Genomic DNA, 17585 nt, shown 5'->3' with positions numbered 1-17585 from the left:
TTACTCACTCTCTACAGGAGAATCCCGTGCGGTTATTGACTGTTTTAACAGCGCTGCTCGTCTCAAGTTCGATTAGTCTTAGCGCCCTTGCTGAGACCTTTAGTTTTACGGCTATTCCAGATCAAGACGAGTCGCGTCTGCAGGAACGCTTTGGCAAGGTTGCGGCGTATTTAGAGAAAGAACTGGGCGTAAAAGTAAAATACGTGCCGGTCAAAAGCTACGCCGCAGCGGTAACCGCGTTTCGCAACAACCAAGTACAGCTCGCTTGGTTTGGCGGCTTGTCTGGGGTACAGGCGCGGGAACTCGTGGCGGGCAGTGAAGCGATTGCTCAAGGCTATGAAGATCAATTTTTTGTTACTTATCTTATTGCCAATAAGCGCAGCGGCCTGAGCAAGTCAGACAAATTTCCTGCGGGCATCGCTAACAAGACATTCACCTTCGGCGCCAAGGGTTCTACCTCCGGCCGCCTAATGCCAGAGTTTTATATTCGCGAGCATTTCAAAAAATCCCCAGAGCAAGTATTTACACGGGTGGGTTTTTCAGACGACCACAGCCGCACCATTGCGCTAGTACAGTCTGGCGCCTATGAACTTGGCGCGGTCAATTACAAAGTGTGGGAAGACGAACTCACCGCGGGCATTATCGACCCCAGTCAGGTAAGCGTTATTTGGCAAACCCCCAGCTACCCAGATTATCAGTGGAGTATTCGCGGTGACGTGGACGCGCGCTGGGGCGCGGGCTTTAAGGCCAAAGTTAAACAGACCTTATTGAATATTAGCGACGCCGAGATTCTGGCTGCGTTCCCCCGCCAATCTTTTGTAGAAGCCACTAACGACGACTATCAGCCGATCAAAGACACCGCCATTGCTATTGGTTTGATGGATGCCGAATAAGGCCAAACCAGCCATGTTCGAACTTCACAAAATAAGCTTAAAGTACCGGGAGCAGACGGTACTCAAAGACGCCTCGCTGACTATTCGCCAAGGCGAAAGCGTGGCATTGGTCGGCCCCTCCGGGGCGGGCAAGTCTACTCTGCTTAAACATTTGCGCAGCCTGCAAGCGGCCAAGGTCGCTTGGTGCCCGCAACATGCGGGGCTGGTGCCCATGCTCAGCGCCTATCACAATATGTATATGGGCGGTCTCGGCCGCCACTCCGCGCTCTATAATCTCGCTAATTTGCTGCGCCCCCTCGCTGGGCCAAAGGCCGAATTGCAGGCTTTGGCGCAAAGCCTAGCGCTGGACGCCGAACTGTACAGCCGAGTAGACGAACTCTCTGGCGGCCAGCAGCAACGCGTGGCCATTGGCCGCGCCCTGTATCAGCAGCAGACCATTTTTATTGGCGACGAACCAGTATCGGCAGTCGACGCCATACAGGCAGACAAAATGCTCAGCCTGATCAGCCAGCGCCATCAAACAATTGTGCTCGCCCTACACGATACTCAACAAGCACTGCGCGTTTGCCAGCGGATTATCGGCTTAAAAGACGGCGCCATTGCCTTTGACTTGCCGAGTGCGCAGGTAACATCCGAGCAACTAGCTGCGCTGTATCAAGCGTAATGAACGTTAAGACTCGCCCCCACAACAATACCCGACTTAAATTAAGTTTATGGCTGGCCCTGACCGGCTTTATCGCCCTGCTGTTTGCCGACATCGACATTCACCGCGCCAGCCCCGGCCAAGAATTACTGCGCATGGGCCAGGGCCTAATGGCGCCCAATTTTTGGTCTTTTCGCGAAATTGCCAGCAGCGCCTTTAACACCCTCGCCTTTGCCCTGCAGGGTATGGCGCTGGCCAGCGCCGCGGGGTTTGTACTGGCGCTGCTGTATCGCCATCCCTTGGTGCGCGGCTTTTGCGCTTTTATACGCGCGATTCATGAATTGTTTTGGGCGCTGATTTTTATTCAATTATTTGGGCTATCGCCGCTCACGGGTTTGCTCGCCATTGCCATTCCCTATGCCGGCACCCTAGCAAAAATTTACGGTGAATTATTTGAAGAGACTGAGGCCGCACCGCGCAACAACCTATTACAGAGCGCAGGGCTCAGCGCCTTTTTCTACACCACCTTGCCACTAGCGTGGCGGCCACTGCTGCAATACACCAGCTACCGCTTTGAGTGCGCCATTCGCTCGAGTATTGTTTTAGGTTTTGTTGGCCTGCCCACCCTCGGCTACCATTTAGAAACTGCACTGGGCAATGGCCAGTATAATGACGCCGCCGCGCTGTTATATGTGCTGCTGGCCATTGTGCTTAGCCTGCGCTGGTGGCTTAAAAAAGCGCTGCTACCAGTGTATTTAATTGCCGCACTTATTTATTTGCCGCCCACCGCGCATTTCAGCTGGGCAAATATTGCGCGTTTTCTTAGCGAAGATATTATTCCTGCGCCACTGCGCAATAAAACGAATATTGATTATGTCGCCGTGTTCGACTGGTTGGCGATGCTGTGGCAACAACAAATTTTACCGGGCGTGACCAGTACCTTAATCCTCAGCCAAATCGCCCTACTGCTCACCGCCATACTCAGTCTAGTGTGGTTCCCGCTTAATTCACGGCAGTTTTTTAGCCCGCTAAAACGCAGCCTAGGCGATGGCTTTTTAATTATTGCCCGCACCCTGCCCGAGTATTTACTGGCCTTTATCGGCCTGTTGTTATTGGGGCCATCGATGCTGCCCGCCATACTCGCGCTGGGTTTTCACAACGGGGCGATCATTGCCCATTTGCTGGGGCGCTACAGCGGCGAGTTAGTGTTACGCGAGGATGCCTGCACCGGCATCAATCGCTACAGCTATGAAATACTGCCGCGAGTTTATCGCCAATTTCTGGCCTTTTTACTCTACCGCTGGGAGGTCATTATGCGCGAGACAGCCATTCTCGGTATGCTCGGTATTGGCACCTTGGGCTTTTATATTGACTCGGCCTTTGAAGAGTTTCGTTTTGATCGAGCGCTGCTCTTGATTCTCTGCGCCGCTATACTGAATATTATCGCCGATATGTTCACCCGCACGTTGCGCCAGCGATTGCATCTGCGACCGTCCCCTGAGACCCTGTAGGCCACCATCAATAAAAGCCGATAACAATACATGAGCATGGCAATCCCCCCCGCAGTGAACTATCGCGACCTCGTGCTTATCGGCGGCGGCCACGCCCATGCCCAAGTCATAAAAATGTGGGGCATGCAGCCGCTGGCTGGCGTGCGGCTCACCGTGATCTCGCCGCAGGTGCAAACCCCTTACTCGGGTATGTTGCCGGGTCTGGTTGCCGGTCACTATCAATTTGACGACGCCCATATCGACTTAATGCGGCTCTGCCAATTTGCCGGTGCGCGCTTTATACAGGCCAGCGTGGTGGCTATTGATCTCGAGCAAAAACAGCTGCTGCTAACCGACAAAGACCGTCCGTCCATTGGCTTCGATCTGCTGTCGATCAATAGCGGTATAACACCAGATTTGAGCATTGCCGGAGCCGAGCAATTCGCCACGCCGGTGAAACCGATCAGTGATTTTTATCCCCGCTGGCAACACACTCTTGAAACGCTGCGCAAAGCAAGAACACCCGCAGCCATCAGTGTGGTCGGTGGCGGCGCTGCGGGTGTTGAATTAATACTGGCCATGCAACAGGCCATTAACCAATACCCAGAGATTGTTGCGCCCAACTATCACTTGCTGTACTCCAGCGCCGAGTTACTCAAAGCCTACCCCCAGCGTATCCGCAAGCTCGTGAACACCGCCTTACAGAACAAGGGCATTCAACTGCACGCCGAGGCCAAGGTCGTCAATATCGCCGACCAGCGCATAGATATTGCGGGGGCAGATGATGGCCAAAATAAAAACTATTCATTGCACAGCGAGCATATTTTTTGGTGTACCAATGCCAAAGCCGCCGACTGGCCAAAACGCTCCGGCCTTGCCTGCGACGCCAAGGGCTTTATCGCGATTAACGACAGCCTGCAATCACTCAGTCACGACTTTGTATTTGCCGCTGGCGATACCGCCCAACAAGTGAATCACCCCCGCCCTGCTGCTGGCGTGTTCGCGGTGCGCCAAGGCCCAGTATTATTCGCTAATTTGCAGCGCAAGCTATTGGGCCAGCCCTTAAAGCAACATCGTCCGCAAAAAGACTTTTTAAGCATTTTGGCCTTGGGCGGAAAAACCGCCATTGCCCACCGGCCCTTATGGCCGACACTGAGCGGCGACTGGGTGTGGCGCTGGAAAGACAACATTGATCGCCGCTTTATGGCCATGTTTAGCGAACTCCGCATGAGCACTAATCAGCCTAGGACGCAGCTTGTCGACTTCTTCATTAGCGGCGACGAAACCCCGAGCGATACACTGGCAATGCGCTGCGGTGGTTGTGGCGCCAAGGTCGGCGCCAGCACCCTAAGCAAAGTGATTAAGCAGTTAAGCCCTGTGCAGCGCGACGATATCGCCTGGGGCCTAGACGCTCCCGACGACGCCGCCGCTATCTGGATAAATCAAGATCAGAACACGGCGCCACAATTGCTATTACAAAGCGTTGATCATTTTCGGGCCTTTATCGACGAGCCGTATTTACTCGGTCAAATTGCCGCCCAGCACGCCTTAAGTGATTTGTTTGCCATGAACGCCCAGCCCCAAAGCGCAATGGCCATCGCCAGCCTGCCCTTTGCTGGCGACAAAATAACCGAACGCGATTTACTGCAATTAATGAGTGGCGCGGTAAAAGTGCTTAACGACAATCAGTGCAGCCTGACCGGCGGCCACACCAGCGAAGCCGCCGAACTCAGCATTGGATTTGTGGTAAACGGATTGGCCGCGCAAGACGCGGTACTCACCAAAGCAGACTTGCATGAGAACGAGGTGCTAATACTGAGCCAAGCCCTTGGCACCGGCACTTTGTTTGCAGCCCACGGCCAATTGCAGGCTCAGGGCAAATGGTTGGAAGGCGCCTTGGCCGCCATGCTCAGCAGTAACCGCAGCGCGGGCAAGATATTCCACGATCACCGCGCCACCGCCTGTACCGATGTAACTGGCTTTGGTTTGCTCGGCCACTTAGTTGAAATGTTAAAGCCCAGCGGCCTGTCTGCCCAGCTAAAGCTCGGCAGCATCCCCGCCCTAGACGGCGCGCTGGCGTGTTTAGCAAATGGCATAAGCAGCAGCTTACAGGCTCAAAATCAGCGGATTGGCGCTGCCGTCAAAAATGCTGAGGCCTGGCGCAGCCACCCGGTATACCCATTGTTATTCGACCCCCAAACTTCGGGCGGTCTGTTGGCCAGCGTGCCACAAGCTCGCGCAGCGGCCTGCGTACAGGCCTTGCGCGAGGCTGGTTACCCTGCGGCGTGCATTATTGGTGGTGTCTATCGAGATGAGGAAACGACAAGCGCCATTGAACTAACAGCGTAATTCAATGGCGTTAAAGAGCGGACTTTACAAAAATCCGAGCACCAAAAATAGCAGCAGGCCAACACTGCACAACACCAAAGTTTGACGCCGATAGGCCGCGCTCATTAAGCCCAAGTAGAGGCCGCTGATCATAATAATAATGAGGCCCAGTGCAAACGCCGTCTCAAACCACTTATACCAGCGCGGGCCGTGGCCCATGTGTAACTCCATCAGCGCCGCCTGCCAGTTTGGCGATACCGTCGTAATCGCCACACCGTCGGCTTGCTGGCTTAAACGATAATGTTCACGACTGCTTGGCCGCGTTGAGAATTCACCGCCTCTGCCCTTCACGTATTCAAAGCGCGCATCTACGCCGAGACTTTGCAGCGCCGTGCGCACATCACTGCTTAAACTGGGGCTGTTGGCATCAAGCTTAAGGCCACTCACATAGCCCAATTCGGTACTGGTCATCACCTCTTTAACACCCAGCAAGTGCAAGCCACCCGATACCGCCATGATAATGACCATAGGCGCAAAAAAAGCAGCGAGGTACAAATGAATAGAAACTAACAAACGGCGAGACATACGCTAAATCCTTTAATTACAAATACCTTGAAGTCGATTTGTATTAGACACAGCCCAGCCTACTATCCCTCGGTGAAATATTCATTAAGGTGCGTACTGCCAGCCTACGCTCACGGTGTTTTGCATTTCCATTTGCGGGCCGTCTAATTCTTGATAGATGGGTACGCCGTATTCCAAGGCCAAACGATGATTTTTTAGGGCACCGGCGCGGAATAAATAATTGGCGCTAATGAGTAGCTCGCTGCGTTCGCCACCCTGCGCGCGAGTGTCGGCGGTAGGCACCATCATGGGATTTAAGTCGGGGTCGGCGCCGTGAATATCGGCCCAGCTGCTGTGCTTTATACGCAGCCCACCACTCAGTGCGGACGACCAGCTTCGCGCCAGCCACGCGCTTAGCTCATAGCGATTGCCCAAGCGGTAATCATTGTCATTTTCACCGCTGCGCAAGGTTGCCAGCGCCTGTGCCCCCCAGTTGTATTGGGCTGAATAGGCTTGATACGTTACGCCCGGTTTTAAATCATAGGTGCCAGAACCCAATTGCATACCGTAGGGCAGCTTCGCATTGGCCATCGCTGGCGTGTCGTCGCGCTCATCAATTGAGCCGGTCGGTAGGCTGACACCGAAATTTAAATGCACGCCAGCCGATTTATCTGCGGCTTGATAGACACTCAGCAGAGCGGCTAGCGATACGTCGCCAACACCATCGGTTTCGGTCGTAAATTCCGCGCCCATGCGGCTGCGGAGATCCATACTTTTATTTAGCAGCGGCAGCATCGCCATAAGGGTAAGGGTATCGCTTGGCGCATACATTGCACCCAGCATATGCATTTCCATGGTCATTTTAAGCGGCGCCACCATATACGGGCCGGGGTTCATCATGGTACCGGTAATTTCGGCAGGGGAAATCGAATTACTGCCGTCTAAATTGCCATCCATTTCCATACGCATATAACGGTAGGAGAACATCCACTCCCCAGTGTTATGCACGTGGTCGCCCATCACGCCGAGTGGCGCGTGACGAATCGCGCCGCTGGCCAGTGCCGGTTGGGCAATTTGATTTTGGTCTGCACCTTGATGGGCAAGAACCGGCGCGGCGGCTAGTAACGACAGAGTAAAAGCAAGCTTGCGCATAATAGCGTCCTATCTAGGTTGGGCGGGGTTACGGCAAATTTAGCGAAAACGCAGTCTAACAAGGGAGCTTAGCTGTGGCCTGCGACACTTTGTCGCAGCGCCTGCCCGCAGTTGCCGCGTAAACGCTATACTGGCGTCTTTATTCTTATTGATGCGGGGAGCAACATTGAATCCCAATACCGCTAATTTGCGCGGCCTATGCCTAATTCGCAGCCTGGTGATTGCCGGTCAATTTGGCGCAGTGTTGTATGCCGAAAGCCAGCTCGGCTGGATGCTGCCCTACGTCACCTTAAAACTGCTATTGAGTGCACTTTCTGGCTTTGCGGTATTCAGTTGGTGGCGCAGCTATCAAAGCTGGCCAGTGACCGACGTCGAATTATTCATTCACTTATGCATAGACACCCTTGGCTTCAGCGCGGTTTTGTATTTTTCGGGTGGCGCGAACAATCCGTTTATCTCTTATTTATTGGTGCCCTTGTGTATCTCTGCCGCAACCCTGCCCTGGGCTTATACCTGGCTACTGGGCGCGATCGGCTTTGGCGCCTACAGCTTGCTGCTGTTTAATTTTATTCCGCTAGAGGCCGTCGCGCCCAATCAACACCAACACGGCGGCGCGCCAAACACTCATATTTTAGGGATGTGGGCCAATTTTTTGGTGAGCACGGTACTTATCACTTACTTTGTTTTTAAGATGGCGCACAGCCTGCGCCTGCGGGAAGCTGAATTGGCCAGCAGCCGAGAGCACCGCCTGCAAGACGAGCAGCTTCTGGCCGTGGCCAGCCTTGCTGCTGGTACCGCCCACGAGCTAGGCACACCACTCTCAACGATGAAAGTAGTGCTGGAAGATTTAACAGAACAAGATTTTGATACCGAGACCCGTGCCGACCTCGCCACCCTCGGCCAGCAACTCGATCACTGCCGCGATATTCTCACCAATCTCGTTAGCACGGCGAGAGACCTCAGTGCAGACAACACAGTAACCACCCCCGCGCCCCAGTATTTAGCCCTGCTCCAGGAGCGCTGGCAGGTACTGCGGCCAGATTGCGATTTGCACAGTTCACTAAGCCCCGCGCTTTGCAATATAACGCTGAAACTTGATGGCACGGTGAGCCAGGCTATTTTAAATTTACTCAGTAACGGCGCCGACACCAGCACCGACGACCTGCGTTTAGACGTGTTGGAGCAGGATCACTGTATTATTTTTGCCATCAGCGATCGCGGCCCAGGCCTGAGTACTGAGCAGGCGGCGATGATGAGCAAGGCCTTTGTCAGCAGCAAAGGCAAAGGCCGAGGGCTAGGACTCTTTTTGAGCAATGCCACGGCCATTCGCTACGGTGGTGAGCTGCGCTGGCGGCGTCGCGACGGTGGCGGCAGCCGTGTGGAATTGTGTTTACCAATTGCCAAGGTATGCCCGTGAACAATAATGAAAAAATATTGCTGGTCGACGATGACCAGAGTTTCTGCGCCTCACTACGCCGATCACTAGAGCGTCGAGGCTATACGGTAAATGTCGCCCACAGTGTCGACGATGCAATTACTCTGTGCGAGCAATTCACACCCGAAATGGCGGTTGTCGATTTAAAATTAGAGACCAGCTCCGGCCTTAATTTAATACCCGTGTTACGCCAGCGCTTTCCCAATATAAAAATGCTGATGCTCACCGGCTATTCGAGCATTGCGACCACGGTTGAAGCGATTAAGCTCGGCGCCGATAACTATTTACAGAAACCGGCAAGCACCACCGAGATACTAGCGGCATTGGAAGATCAAACCAGCCCAGCCAGCACGAGCGACGCCGAGCTCAGCCCACCCTCCTTAGACCGTATAGAGTGGGAGCATATTCAGCGCGTGCTAGCGGAAAACGCGGGAAATATTTCAGAAACTGCACGCCAACTCGGCATGCACCGTCGCACCTTACAACGTAAATTACAAAAGCGACCCGCCAAAAAATAAGGCCATCACCCACAGCGGGTGATGGCCTCATCTAGACACTTGTTAGCCAAAAATCAGTCGGTGCTTGCACCGGAGTTCAGCTCTAAAATACGCACGTTACCACTCTTGGCATTCGCCACACCAAGGTAGGCTTTGCTATCGATAAAGAAGGTAGTAATGCCATCGGCACCCTCATCTCCTGTTACTGCACCGAAATTGCGGTTGTTCACGTACTGAACAAACTGCACACCCAGCGGTGAGGTTATATCGTAAATTGCGATACCACCGGCGCGCTGCAAGCTAACAAAGGCGTAAATCCGGTTCAGGCTAGACACCAATACGATACTTTTGGGTCCGGCACCATTACTGGTGCTGGAGGTATCAGCATCGTTAAATTCAGCACCTAAACTGGCGTTAGTGATCTGCGCCAGTTCGGCGCCAGAATCAAACATCAGCTGGCCTTGCTCATTCCAAATCGAGAATGAGCGCGCACCAAAGGCAGTGATTTCGTCGATATCACCGTCGTTGTCGGTATCACCGTCTTCGCTACTAACCTTGAGGCTACCCAGAGCACTTGGGTCTGCCGCATCGGCTGCACTTGGATTGCTATTATCCACTGGAATTTGATTCGCATTAACTTGCTCATTATACGCCGAGTAAGTGCGCGGACTACCTTCGTTGGCGGTAACAAAATAGTTCTTGTTGCCAAAGCGATAGGTGGAAATACCATCTGGCTGATACAAGCCGTAAACACCAGGCCAAGTGCGGATATCGGCAGCGTTGTCGCTTTTCACATCTAACTCATTGCCGATCACACCAAAGTCTTTGCGGCCCAGGGCAATAATGCGGTCGATAGTATTGTCGGCAAGATTGATCACTGCCACTGCGTTGTTTTCTTGGAGACTCACAAACAGCTTGGTATTGGCTAAGCTCACAGCGATATGCTCGGGCTCAAGGTCTTGTGCAACACTGGCGCTCGGGCCGCGCACGCGCACCGCCGCAGGCAATTCACCGGCGCGGCTGCCACCAATATTAAAATCGCTAAAGCCAATATCAGTTACTACGCCAGACTCGACGCCGCTACTGATATCAATAATTGAAACACTGCCTTCGGGGTCAACACTGTAGTCATCGCTTGGCACACCTTCATTGGCTACCACGATGCGATTAAGCACTAAGTCGAAAATGGCCATCTTAGGCGCGGCGCCAACCTCAAAGGTGGTCACTAGGCTCAGATCAGAAAGCAGATACACCGCGACGATGCCCTTTTCCTGAGGGTTAACATTGTCTAGCGCCACCGCGACGTATGCACCGCCAACGGTTACCCACTTCGGTTCTCCAAGACTGATGCCCGCGGCGGTTGCTGCAGCAGCAAGATCAAGGCTGGCTGGACTAGCTAATACTGGGCTCAGTGGCTCGGTAATATCGAGAATATCAACGGCGTCACTTTGGGCATTCACTACAAACAAGCGTTTGTTGGTGGAGTCGGCCGCCACTACCTTGGCTGCACCCATATCGTAAGTCGCGCCACTAGCGGTAAAAGAAGACGACTTTGCGTAGTCTAAATAGGGCTCTATTGGCGCCGTTGCAGTAACCACAAAAGCGCCAATCGGCAGCACTTTAGCAACACTGCTAACACCGCCAATACCGTAGTTATTGTCATTCAATACCACGCCAAAATTAGCATCGAGCAGCGCGAAGCCTTCAATGTTTTCAGCCAGTGGATCGATACCGGCAGGTAGCGGCATGGTCAGCGAGTCGAAGCCCAGCTGCTTGGTAATAAACTTGATATTCGCCGGTGCGGTCTGCTCTTCCAAACTTGGGCTAGTGGTAGTGGAGTCCCAAACACCATCTAGAATATTGGTGGCATTAGCCAAATTCAAACGGTAGAACTTGCTAACAGTTTTGGCCTGTTCAACTACCACCAGGTAGTCTTCATCCAGCGCAATAGCTTCGTTGATGGTAACTTCGCTCTGAGCTACAAAATCGCCATTACCGTCTAGATCACCGTCGCCAGTAGATTTAATACCGAAGCGCGAGGGTGAATCCAACTGGTAAAGAAACTCGCCAGCCATTGCGTTCGCACTGCCGTCTGAGTTCAGTTCAAGCTTGCCAACACGTACAATGCGCGAATCGGCAGCGGCACCTTCGGGATTATCCAAAGCACTTTGCATAAAGAAATACAGGTATTTATTGTCTGGGCTTATCGCCAGCGCCTCAATACCGCGATCCACTTTACGCTTGGCGAAAATAGCGGGAATGATGCTATCGCTAACTGGGTAGTCTGCCGCGCCATTGGGATCATTGGTAAAATCGTTACCCATGCCAGCAGGTACCTGACGATCCAGTACTTCACCGGTGCTGCTAACGAGCAATAAGCTCGGGCCATTCTCTTCGGCAACCCAAAAACTGCCATTACTGAGCTGAACCAGTGCCTCTGGATCGACGCCTTTGGCGCTGGGTAGCAATTCGACGCCTTCATTGTCGTAGGCTTTTTCAATGCGCGCACCGGTCAAGTTATTTGGCAGACCATTAAGCGCGCTACCGCTGCTATCGGTGAGGGTAATCACCTCGGTTTGCTCAAGCTTTAAACCAGCGCCAATGCCGCTTAGTTTCCATTTAATAATCTGTGGCGCGTAATCTTTCACTGCAAAGATAGAGCCGGCATTGCCATCACAGAAATTGGCAAGCCCCGTTACGCTGCTACTGTCTGCACAAGGAATTGTCGGGCCGCGATCGGTAATGGTGTAGAACACATTATTCGAGGCGTTTAGCGGCCGAAACGCGCCACTGCCCACGGCGAGAGAGAGGTTAACATTATTGCCAACCGCGAGGCCTTTCGAAAAGGTCACGCTGGCCAAGCTTTGATCGACATTGAACTGCCGTGAGTTGGGTTCGGTGCCCCTGAATCCGCTATTATTGCTGCTGCCGCTACAGGCGGCAGTGGCAGCGATGCCGATGGCGAGCGACAGCGCCCAGAATTTACGTCCGTACATCTGCGGTTCAAAAATCATCAATAGCATCCCAATTTACAAATTCAGGCCAGCGCCAACACGCATACCGGCGTTTTGACAGTGCAGCTGCGAGTGTAAATCAGGCACCGTCACGAAAATTATTTAACTTGAAAAATGTCTTTAAAATCAAAAAAGGGGCTGTGACGGCCCCTTTTTTACAACGAATAAATTACAGCTGAGAGCGGCCTTTATTCGCGGCAATACGCAAGCGCAGGGCATTTAGCTTAATAAAGCCTTCTGCATCTTTTTGGTTATACGCACCAGCGTCGTCTTCGAAGGTGGCAATTTTCTCATCAAAGAGCGAATTGTCAGACTTGCGACCCACTACGACCACATTTCCTTTATAGAGTTTCAAGCGTACCACGCCGTTAACAAAACCCTGTGACTCATCTATGGCCGCCTGTAGCATACGGCGTTCTGGGCTGAACCAATAGCCGTTATAGATGAGTTTTGCGTAGCGAGGCATTAATTCATCTTTTAGATGAGCCGCTTCACGATCTAAAGTAATAGACTCAATGGCGCGGTGAGCGCGTAGCATAATAGTACCGCCTGGGGTTTCGTAACAGCCCCGCGACTTCATGCCCACATAGCGGTTTTCGACCAAGTCCAAACGGCCAATACCGTTGTCGCCGCCGATTTTATTTAGCGTAGCCAGCATAGTAGCAGGGCTGAGCGCCTCGCCATTCAATGTTACTGGGTCGCCATTTTCATAGCCAATTTCGATATAGGTCGGGGTATCTGGCGCTGCTTCAGGGCTAACTGACCAACGCCACATGTCTTCTTCTGGCTCCCAGTATGGGTCTTCCAGATTGCCGCCCTCGTAAGAGATATGCAGCAGGTTGGCATCCATGGAGTAAGGGGATTTTTTCTTCTTGCCAGCAAAATCCACAGGAATATTGCGCTCTGCGCAATAGGCCATCAAGGTTTCGCGGGAGGTCAGATCCCACTCGCGCCAGGGCGCAATCACTTTAATGCCGGGCTTCAGAGAATAAGCGCCCAACTCAAAGCGAACTTGGTCATTACCCTTACCAGTGGCGCCGTGAGAGATCGCATCGGCACCAGTTTCATTGGCAATTTCAATTAAGCGCTTGGCGATAAGCGGGCGGGCAATCGAGGTGCCCAGCAAATATTCGCCTTCGTAAATCGCATTGGCGCGGAACATGGGGTAAACGAAATCGCGAACATATTCTTCGCGCAGATCGTCGATGTAAATTTCTTGAACGCCCAGCGCCTTGGCTTTAGCGCGTGCTGGCTCTACTTCTTCGCCCTGACCGATATCGGCGGTAAAGGTGACCACTTCACATTTGTAGGTATCTTGCAGCCATCTGACAATCACTGAGGTGTCTAGGCCACCTGAATAAGCCAACACTACTTTATTGATATCCGACATTTAACACTCCGCTGAAGCCCCCGCAAAACGCTGTGCCTGCGGGATTAAAAAAAGACCGCCATTTTAGCGGTCTTTGCCCCGCTACGCCATGCCAGCTTGCCTTTGGACGCCATATCGCGAAAAAAGCGGTAAAGCTATTGAAATGAGTGGCCTCTGGGCTATTGACGACAAGGCCATCACTGGAAAAAAATAGCGCAAATTCCACATTGCGACGGAAGCCCCCCACGCCGTGCTAGAGATTAATGCTGTTTCCCGTAGCTTCGGCGATTTTGTCGCGCTCAATAAAGTCAGTTTGCACATCCAAGCAGGGGAGTTTTTCACCCTATTGGGCCCGTCTGGCTGCGGCAAAACCACTTTATTGCGCATGATTGCCGGCTTTGACCAAGCCGACAGCGGTCAAATTTTGCTCGATGGCAAATCCCTCTGCGCCCTGCCGCCAGAAAAAAGGCCGATACACACGGTATTTCAAAGCTACGCGCTCTTCCCGCACATGACCGTGGCGGAGAATATCGCCTTTCCGCTGCGCATGGCCAAAATGAACAAGACCGAAATTGCCCACCGCGTGACGGAAGTGCTCAACGATGTGCGCCTGCCAGACAAAGCCAGTCACTATCCCGACGCCCTATCTGGCGGCCAAAAGCAGCGCATTGCCATTGCCCGCGCGCTAGTCAACCGGCCAAGGCTGTTGCTCTTAGACGAACCGCTGTCGGCACTAGATGCCAAATTGCGGGAACAGATGCAAATCGAGCTGATTAACCTGCAAAAGGATGTCGGCATCACCTTTGTGTACGTAACCCACGACCAAGGCGAGGCGCTGGCTTTGTCGCACCGCATTGCGGTAATGAACAAGGGCGAGATCAGTCAGATCGACGAACCCTCGGTGCTCTACAGCTGCCCCGACAATCGCTTTGTGGCGGACTTTATTGGCCAGTGCAATATTCTCGACGCCACAGTGGTCGGCGGCGATGAGCACAAAGTGAACATCACCATCGCGGGCCTCGGCGAAATCTCCGCCACCGCCAATCCAGAAATCAATTTTAAGCCTGGCGACAATTGCGCACTAACACTGCGGCCGGAAAAAATTCGCCTCGCCGCCACCCTGGAGGCAGACTCCGATGAAGTTCTGTTCAGCGGCAAGGTCCACGACATGCTGTATTTAGGTGACGTGACCGTCTACATCATTGAACTCGCCAACGGTGTGTTGATCGAGGCAATGCTGGCTAACGATGCCCCCGGCCGCACTCGGCTGTTCGACACCGGCGACGCCGTACAAATAGCCTGGCGTATCAATGCCGGCCACTTGGTTCCATAAGCCTGTGCAAACCTTAATGAACCGCGCCGAACGCCTTCGCAATAATCTGATGGCCCTGCCACCCGGCCTCTATTTACTGCTCTTTTTTGCCGTACCCAGCTTGATGATGCTGTTTGCCTCATTTCGCTACCCCGGCGAATACGGCGGCTTGGCGCCGTGGTATTACATGGAAGACGGACAATTCAGCCTCGATTTCACCCTCGAGAACTGGCTGCGCCTGTTCGAGTCGGGCATCTACCTCGGCCTACTTTTTAAATCCCTAGGTTATGCGCTGCTGACCACGCTTATCTGCACTCTCATGGCCTACCCCTTAGCACTGATGATTGCCCGCAGCCAAAAGCGGTTTAGGGATTTGCTGCTGCTCTTAGTTATTCTGCCATTTTGGAGTAATTTCTTGGTGCGCATTTATGCGTGGATGATCATATTCAGCCCCCAGGGCGCGCTGACCATCGGCCTTAACCATGTCACTACCGCACTCGGTCTCGAGCCAATTAGCTTAATGTTCAGCAGTACTGCCGTGGTTACCTGCCTTGTGTATGTACATCTGCCCTTTATGATTTTGCCGCTGTACGCCAACCTTGAGAAACACGACAGCCGCTTGCTCGACGCCGCTCAAGACCTCGGCGCCAATCGATTTCAGTGCTTTTGGCTTATCACGTGGCCGCAATCATTGCCGGGCATTTATGCCGGTGCGATTTTGGTTTTTATTCCCTCGCTGGGCATATTTGCCATCCCCGACCTACTCGGCGGCACCAACGGCATTATGATTGGCAATGTTATTAAGCAGCAGTTTGTCGAGTCTCGAGACTGGCCCTTCGGTAGCGTATTATCCCTCGTGCTTACCGGCATCACCCTGTTATTGGTATTGCTTGCCGCGAAGCTCGGTAAAACTGGGGGGGCCAACAATGGCAAATAACCGGCCCAGTAAAGCTCTATTCAGCGCAGGATTTTTGGTTTACTTATTCCTCTACATTCCGCTCGCGGTGGTCGTAATTTTTTCTTTTAACGACTCCAAGCTCAATGCCGAGTGGGTGGGATTTACCTGGAAATGGTATGAAAAACTCATTCACAACGAGGATATTCTGCGCGCGGCGGGCAACTCCCTGATCATCGCCGTCATTAGCGCAGTCATAGCCACAGTGCTCGGCACCTTAGCGGGGCTCGCCATGCACCGTGGTCGCCAAAAATGGCTGCCGGCACTCGTGCTCGGCCCCATTGCCATGCCCGATATTTTAATCGGTGTAAGCCTGCTGCTAATGTTTATTCTGCTCAATGTAAGCTTGGGAGCGGTGTCGATCATTCTCGCTCACGTCAGCTTTTGTATTGGTTTTGTGGCACTGGCAGTGCAGTCACGTTTGGCGGGTATGGATCAAAGTTTAATTGAAGCGGCCCGAGACCTCGGCGCCAGTCCTTGGCAAAGTTTTCGACTCATCAGCCTACCCCTGCTGACGCCCGGTATTATCGCCGGCGCGATGATGGCCTTCACATTATCTATTGACGATTTTGTAATTACATTCTTTACTGCCGGAGTAGGCAGCTCAACCTTGCCACTGGAGATCTATTCAATGGTTAAAATTGCTGTGACTCCTGAAGTAAACGCCGTATCAACCCTGTTGATGTTGGTCACCCTGACCTTGATTACCCTACTGTCCAAAATATCGCCTACTGTGTTGCGGCAATAAGCCCTGCACTCCCACAACCCCACCCCTTTAAAAGGACGCTACCGTGAAAAAGTTACTGTGCTGTTTTGTGCTGTGCCTTTCGCAATTTGCTATGGCCGATAAGGCCCTACACCTGTTCAATTGGAACGACTATATCGCCGAGGAAACCGTCGCCCGCTTTGAGGCCTTGTGCGGCTGCAAAGTGGTACAGGATTATTTTTCCGCCACCGAGGAAATGATGGCCAAACTGCTGGCCGGTGGTGGCGACTACGACGTGGTTATTCCCACCCAAAACGCAGTGGAAGCGCTGATTAAGCAAGGTTTCCTGCTGCCACTAGAAAAAGCCAAGCTTGGCAATATTGGCAATAGCGCGGCGGGCTATATGAACAAAGCCTACGATCCAGACAATGTCTACTCGCTGCCCTACGCCTTTACCACCACCTTGGTTGGCTATAACGAAAACAAAATTGCCGAGCTGGGCATCGACCCCGCCGACTGGTCAATTATTTTTGATCCCACCGTACTTGCCAAAATCAAGGGTAAGGTCACGGTAATGGACGACTCAGAAGAGCTGTTCGGCGCCGCCCTAAAGTACCTGGGCTACTCGATTAACGACAATGACGAAAAACACCTTAAAGAAGCGCAGGCGGTCATCCTCAAAGCCAAACCCTATTGGGCGGCGTTTAACTCCTCGAGTTATATCAAGGAGCTAACGGTAGGCAACATCTGGGTAGCTCATGGCTACTCCAGCGATATGTTCCAAGCCCGCGCCGACGCGGCCGAGGCCGGACGCGATTTCAGCATCAACTTCGTACTGCCTAAGCAGGGTGCAGTGCTGGCGCTAGACAATATGGTCATTCCCAAAAAAGCCCGCGATCCAGAGCTAGCGCATTTGTTCATCAACTTTATGATGGACCCGCAAAACGCCGCCGAGCTGACCACTATCGTTGGCACCGGCAACCCCAACGCCGCAGCGACCCCATTCATCGACGAAGACATTCTTAAAATTACCGCAATCTTCCCAACCTCGGAGCTGCAGGCAAAATTGGAAACCGTAGCCGCTCGCAACGCCAAGGAACGCCGCTTGCTGAACAAGCTTTGGACTGAAATTAAAGTGCGCTAAGTACGCTGGGGCTTTGCAAATGACGCAAGCTGCCCTACTATTTCAACTGGCGCCAGATTACGGCGCCGGTTGAAATAATCGAC

At 52.9% G+C, this 17585-nt stretch carries 14 protein-coding genes; 10 read left to right on the top strand and 4 right to left on the bottom strand.

Features of this window, described 5'->3' with window-relative positions:
• Positions 1-26 precede the first annotated feature (26 nt).
• The 4 genes from AB4876_RS12260 to selD are packed head-to-tail and all read left to right on the top strand — an operon-like array spanning position 27 to position 5375.
• Positions 27-893 (top strand): putative selenate ABC transporter substrate-binding protein, encoded by an 867-nt coding sequence (locus tag AB4876_RS12260; protein WP_368381969.1) that lies wholly within the window; start codon positions 27-29, stop codon positions 891-893.
• Positions 883-1557, top strand: a complete 675-nt coding sequence (locus AB4876_RS12255) for an ATP-binding cassette domain-containing protein (protein WP_368381968.1) — start codon at positions 883-885, stop codon at positions 1555-1557. The genes AB4876_RS12260 and AB4876_RS12255 overlap by 11 nt, the downstream gene beginning before the upstream one ends.
• Complete coding sequence (locus AB4876_RS12250) at positions 1557-3047, top strand: PhnE/PtxC family ABC transporter permease (protein ID WP_368381967.1); 1491 nt, start codon at positions 1557-1559, stop codon at positions 3045-3047. The genes AB4876_RS12255 and AB4876_RS12250 overlap by 1 nt, the downstream gene beginning before the upstream one ends.
• A 30-nt stretch (positions 3048-3077) precedes the next feature.
• Positions 3078-5375 carry a selenide, water dikinase SelD gene (gene selD, locus AB4876_RS12245; RefSeq protein WP_368381966.1) on the top strand — a complete coding sequence of 766 codons (2298 nt, stop codon included), beginning with the start codon at positions 3078-3080 and terminating at the stop codon, positions 5373-5375.
• Positions 5376-5399: 24 nt separating this feature from the next.
• Here the strand turns inward: selD and AB4876_RS12240 are convergent, their stop codons facing one another.
• Together AB4876_RS12240 and AB4876_RS12235 are read right to left on the bottom strand one after the other, a co-directional pair.
• Positions 5400-5939 carry a PepSY-associated TM helix domain-containing protein gene (locus tag AB4876_RS12240; RefSeq protein WP_368381964.1) on the bottom strand — a complete coding sequence of 180 codons (540 nt, stop codon included), beginning with the start codon at positions 5937-5939 and terminating at the stop codon, positions 5400-5402.
• A gap of 84 nt (positions 5940-6023) precedes the next feature.
• Positions 6024-7070: a transporter gene (locus AB4876_RS12235; protein ID WP_368381963.1), complete on the bottom strand. Its 1047-nt coding sequence runs from the start codon at positions 7068-7070 to the stop codon at positions 6024-6026.
• Positions 7071-7236: 166 nt separating this feature from the next.
• Here AB4876_RS12235 and AB4876_RS12230 point away from each other — a divergent pair, with 166 nt between their 5' ends.
• Together AB4876_RS12230 and AB4876_RS12225 are read left to right on the top strand one after the other, a co-directional pair.
• A complete protein-coding gene (locus AB4876_RS12230; protein WP_368381961.1) occupies positions 7237-8487 on the top strand; it encodes an ATP-binding protein in 1251 nt (416 codons plus the stop codon).
• Complete coding sequence (locus tag AB4876_RS12225; RefSeq protein WP_438273416.1) at positions 8478-9023, top strand: response regulator transcription factor; 546 nt, start codon at positions 8478-8480, stop codon at positions 9021-9023. Before AB4876_RS12230 ends, AB4876_RS12225 begins: the two co-directional genes overlap by 10 nt.
• 53 nt (positions 9024-9076) lie before the next feature.
• On the opposite strand, the gene AB4876_RS12220 is transcribed toward AB4876_RS12225, so the two are convergent.
• Positions 9077-12016 carry a choice-of-anchor I family protein gene (locus AB4876_RS12220; protein WP_368381958.1) on the bottom strand — a complete coding sequence of 980 codons (2940 nt, stop codon included), beginning with the start codon at positions 12014-12016 and terminating at the stop codon, positions 9077-9079.
• Between the two features lie 169 nt (positions 12017-12185).
• Positions 12186-13406, bottom strand: a complete 1221-nt coding sequence (locus tag AB4876_RS12215) for an argininosuccinate synthase (RefSeq protein ID WP_008251863.1) — start codon at positions 13404-13406, stop codon at positions 12186-12188.
• Between the two features lie 229 nt (positions 13407-13635).
• On the opposite strand from AB4876_RS12215, the gene AB4876_RS12210 reads away from it, so the two are divergent.
• Genes AB4876_RS12210 through AB4876_RS12195 form a run of 4 tightly spaced genes read left to right on the top strand, consistent with a single transcriptional unit; the run spans position 13636 to position 17502 of the window.
• The gene (locus tag AB4876_RS12210; protein ID WP_368381957.1) at positions 13636-14718 is read left to right on the top strand and encodes an ABC transporter ATP-binding protein; all 1083 of its coding nucleotides are present in this window, start codon (positions 13636-13638) and stop codon (positions 14716-14718) included.
• The gene (locus AB4876_RS12205) at positions 14696-15634 is read left to right on the top strand and encodes an ABC transporter permease (RefSeq protein WP_368381956.1); all 939 of its coding nucleotides are present in this window, start codon (positions 14696-14698) and stop codon (positions 15632-15634) included. The genes AB4876_RS12210 and AB4876_RS12205 overlap by 23 nt, the downstream gene beginning before the upstream one ends.
• Positions 15624-16400 (top strand): ABC transporter permease, encoded by a 777-nt coding sequence (locus tag AB4876_RS12200; RefSeq protein ID WP_368381954.1) that lies wholly within the window; start codon positions 15624-15626, stop codon positions 16398-16400. Before AB4876_RS12205 ends, AB4876_RS12200 begins: the two co-directional genes overlap by 11 nt.
• 43 nt (positions 16401-16443) lie before the next feature.
• On the top strand, positions 16444-17502 hold the full coding sequence (locus tag AB4876_RS12195; RefSeq protein ID WP_368381953.1) for a polyamine ABC transporter substrate-binding protein: 1059 nt from the start codon (positions 16444-16446) through the stop codon (positions 17500-17502).
• The last annotated feature ends 83 nt before the right edge of the window (positions 17503-17585 follow it).

The sequence above is a fragment of the Zhongshania guokunii genome, assembly GCF_040892635.1.
GTDB classification, from domain to species: Bacteria; Pseudomonadota; Gammaproteobacteria; order Pseudomonadales; family Spongiibacteraceae; genus Spongiibacter; species Spongiibacter guokunii.
The sequence above is the reverse complement of the archived record's forward strand: the minus strand, read 5'-3'. Positions and strand labels throughout refer to the sequence as shown.

Coding starts and splice junctions, on each gene's coding strand:
- AB4876_RS12255 (WP_368381968.1), top strand. CDS start 883: ATGCCGAATAAGGCCAAACCAGCCATGTTCGAACTTCACAAAATAAGC.
- AB4876_RS12250 (WP_368381967.1), top strand. CDS start 1,557: ATGAACGTTAAGACTCGCCCCCACAACAATACCCGACTTAAATTAAGT.
- selD (WP_368381966.1), top strand. CDS start 3,078: ATGAGCATGGCAATCCCCCCCGCAGTGAACTATCGCGACCTCGTGCTT.
- AB4876_RS12240 (WP_368381964.1), bottom strand. CDS start 5,939: ATGTCTCGCCGTTTGTTAGTTTCTATTCATTTGTACCTCGCTGCTTTT.
- AB4876_RS12235 (WP_368381963.1), bottom strand. CDS start 7,070: ATGCGCAAGCTTGCTTTTACTCTGTCGTTACTAGCCGCCGCGCCGGTT.
- AB4876_RS12225 (WP_438273416.1), top strand. CDS start 8,478: ATGCCCGTGAACAATAATGAAAAAATATTGCTGGTCGACGATGACCAG.
- AB4876_RS12220 (WP_368381958.1), bottom strand. CDS start 12,016: ATGATTTTTGAACCGCAGATGTACGGACGTAAATTCTGGGCGCTGTCG.
- AB4876_RS12215 (WP_008251863.1), bottom strand. CDS start 13,406: ATGTCGGATATCAATAAAGTAGTGTTGGCTTATTCAGGTGGCCTAGAC.
- AB4876_RS12205 (WP_368381956.1), top strand. CDS start 14,696: ATGCCGGCCACTTGGTTCCATAAGCCTGTGCAAACCTTAATGAACCGC.
- AB4876_RS12200 (WP_368381954.1), top strand. CDS start 15,624: ATGGCAAATAACCGGCCCAGTAAAGCTCTATTCAGCGCAGGATTTTTG.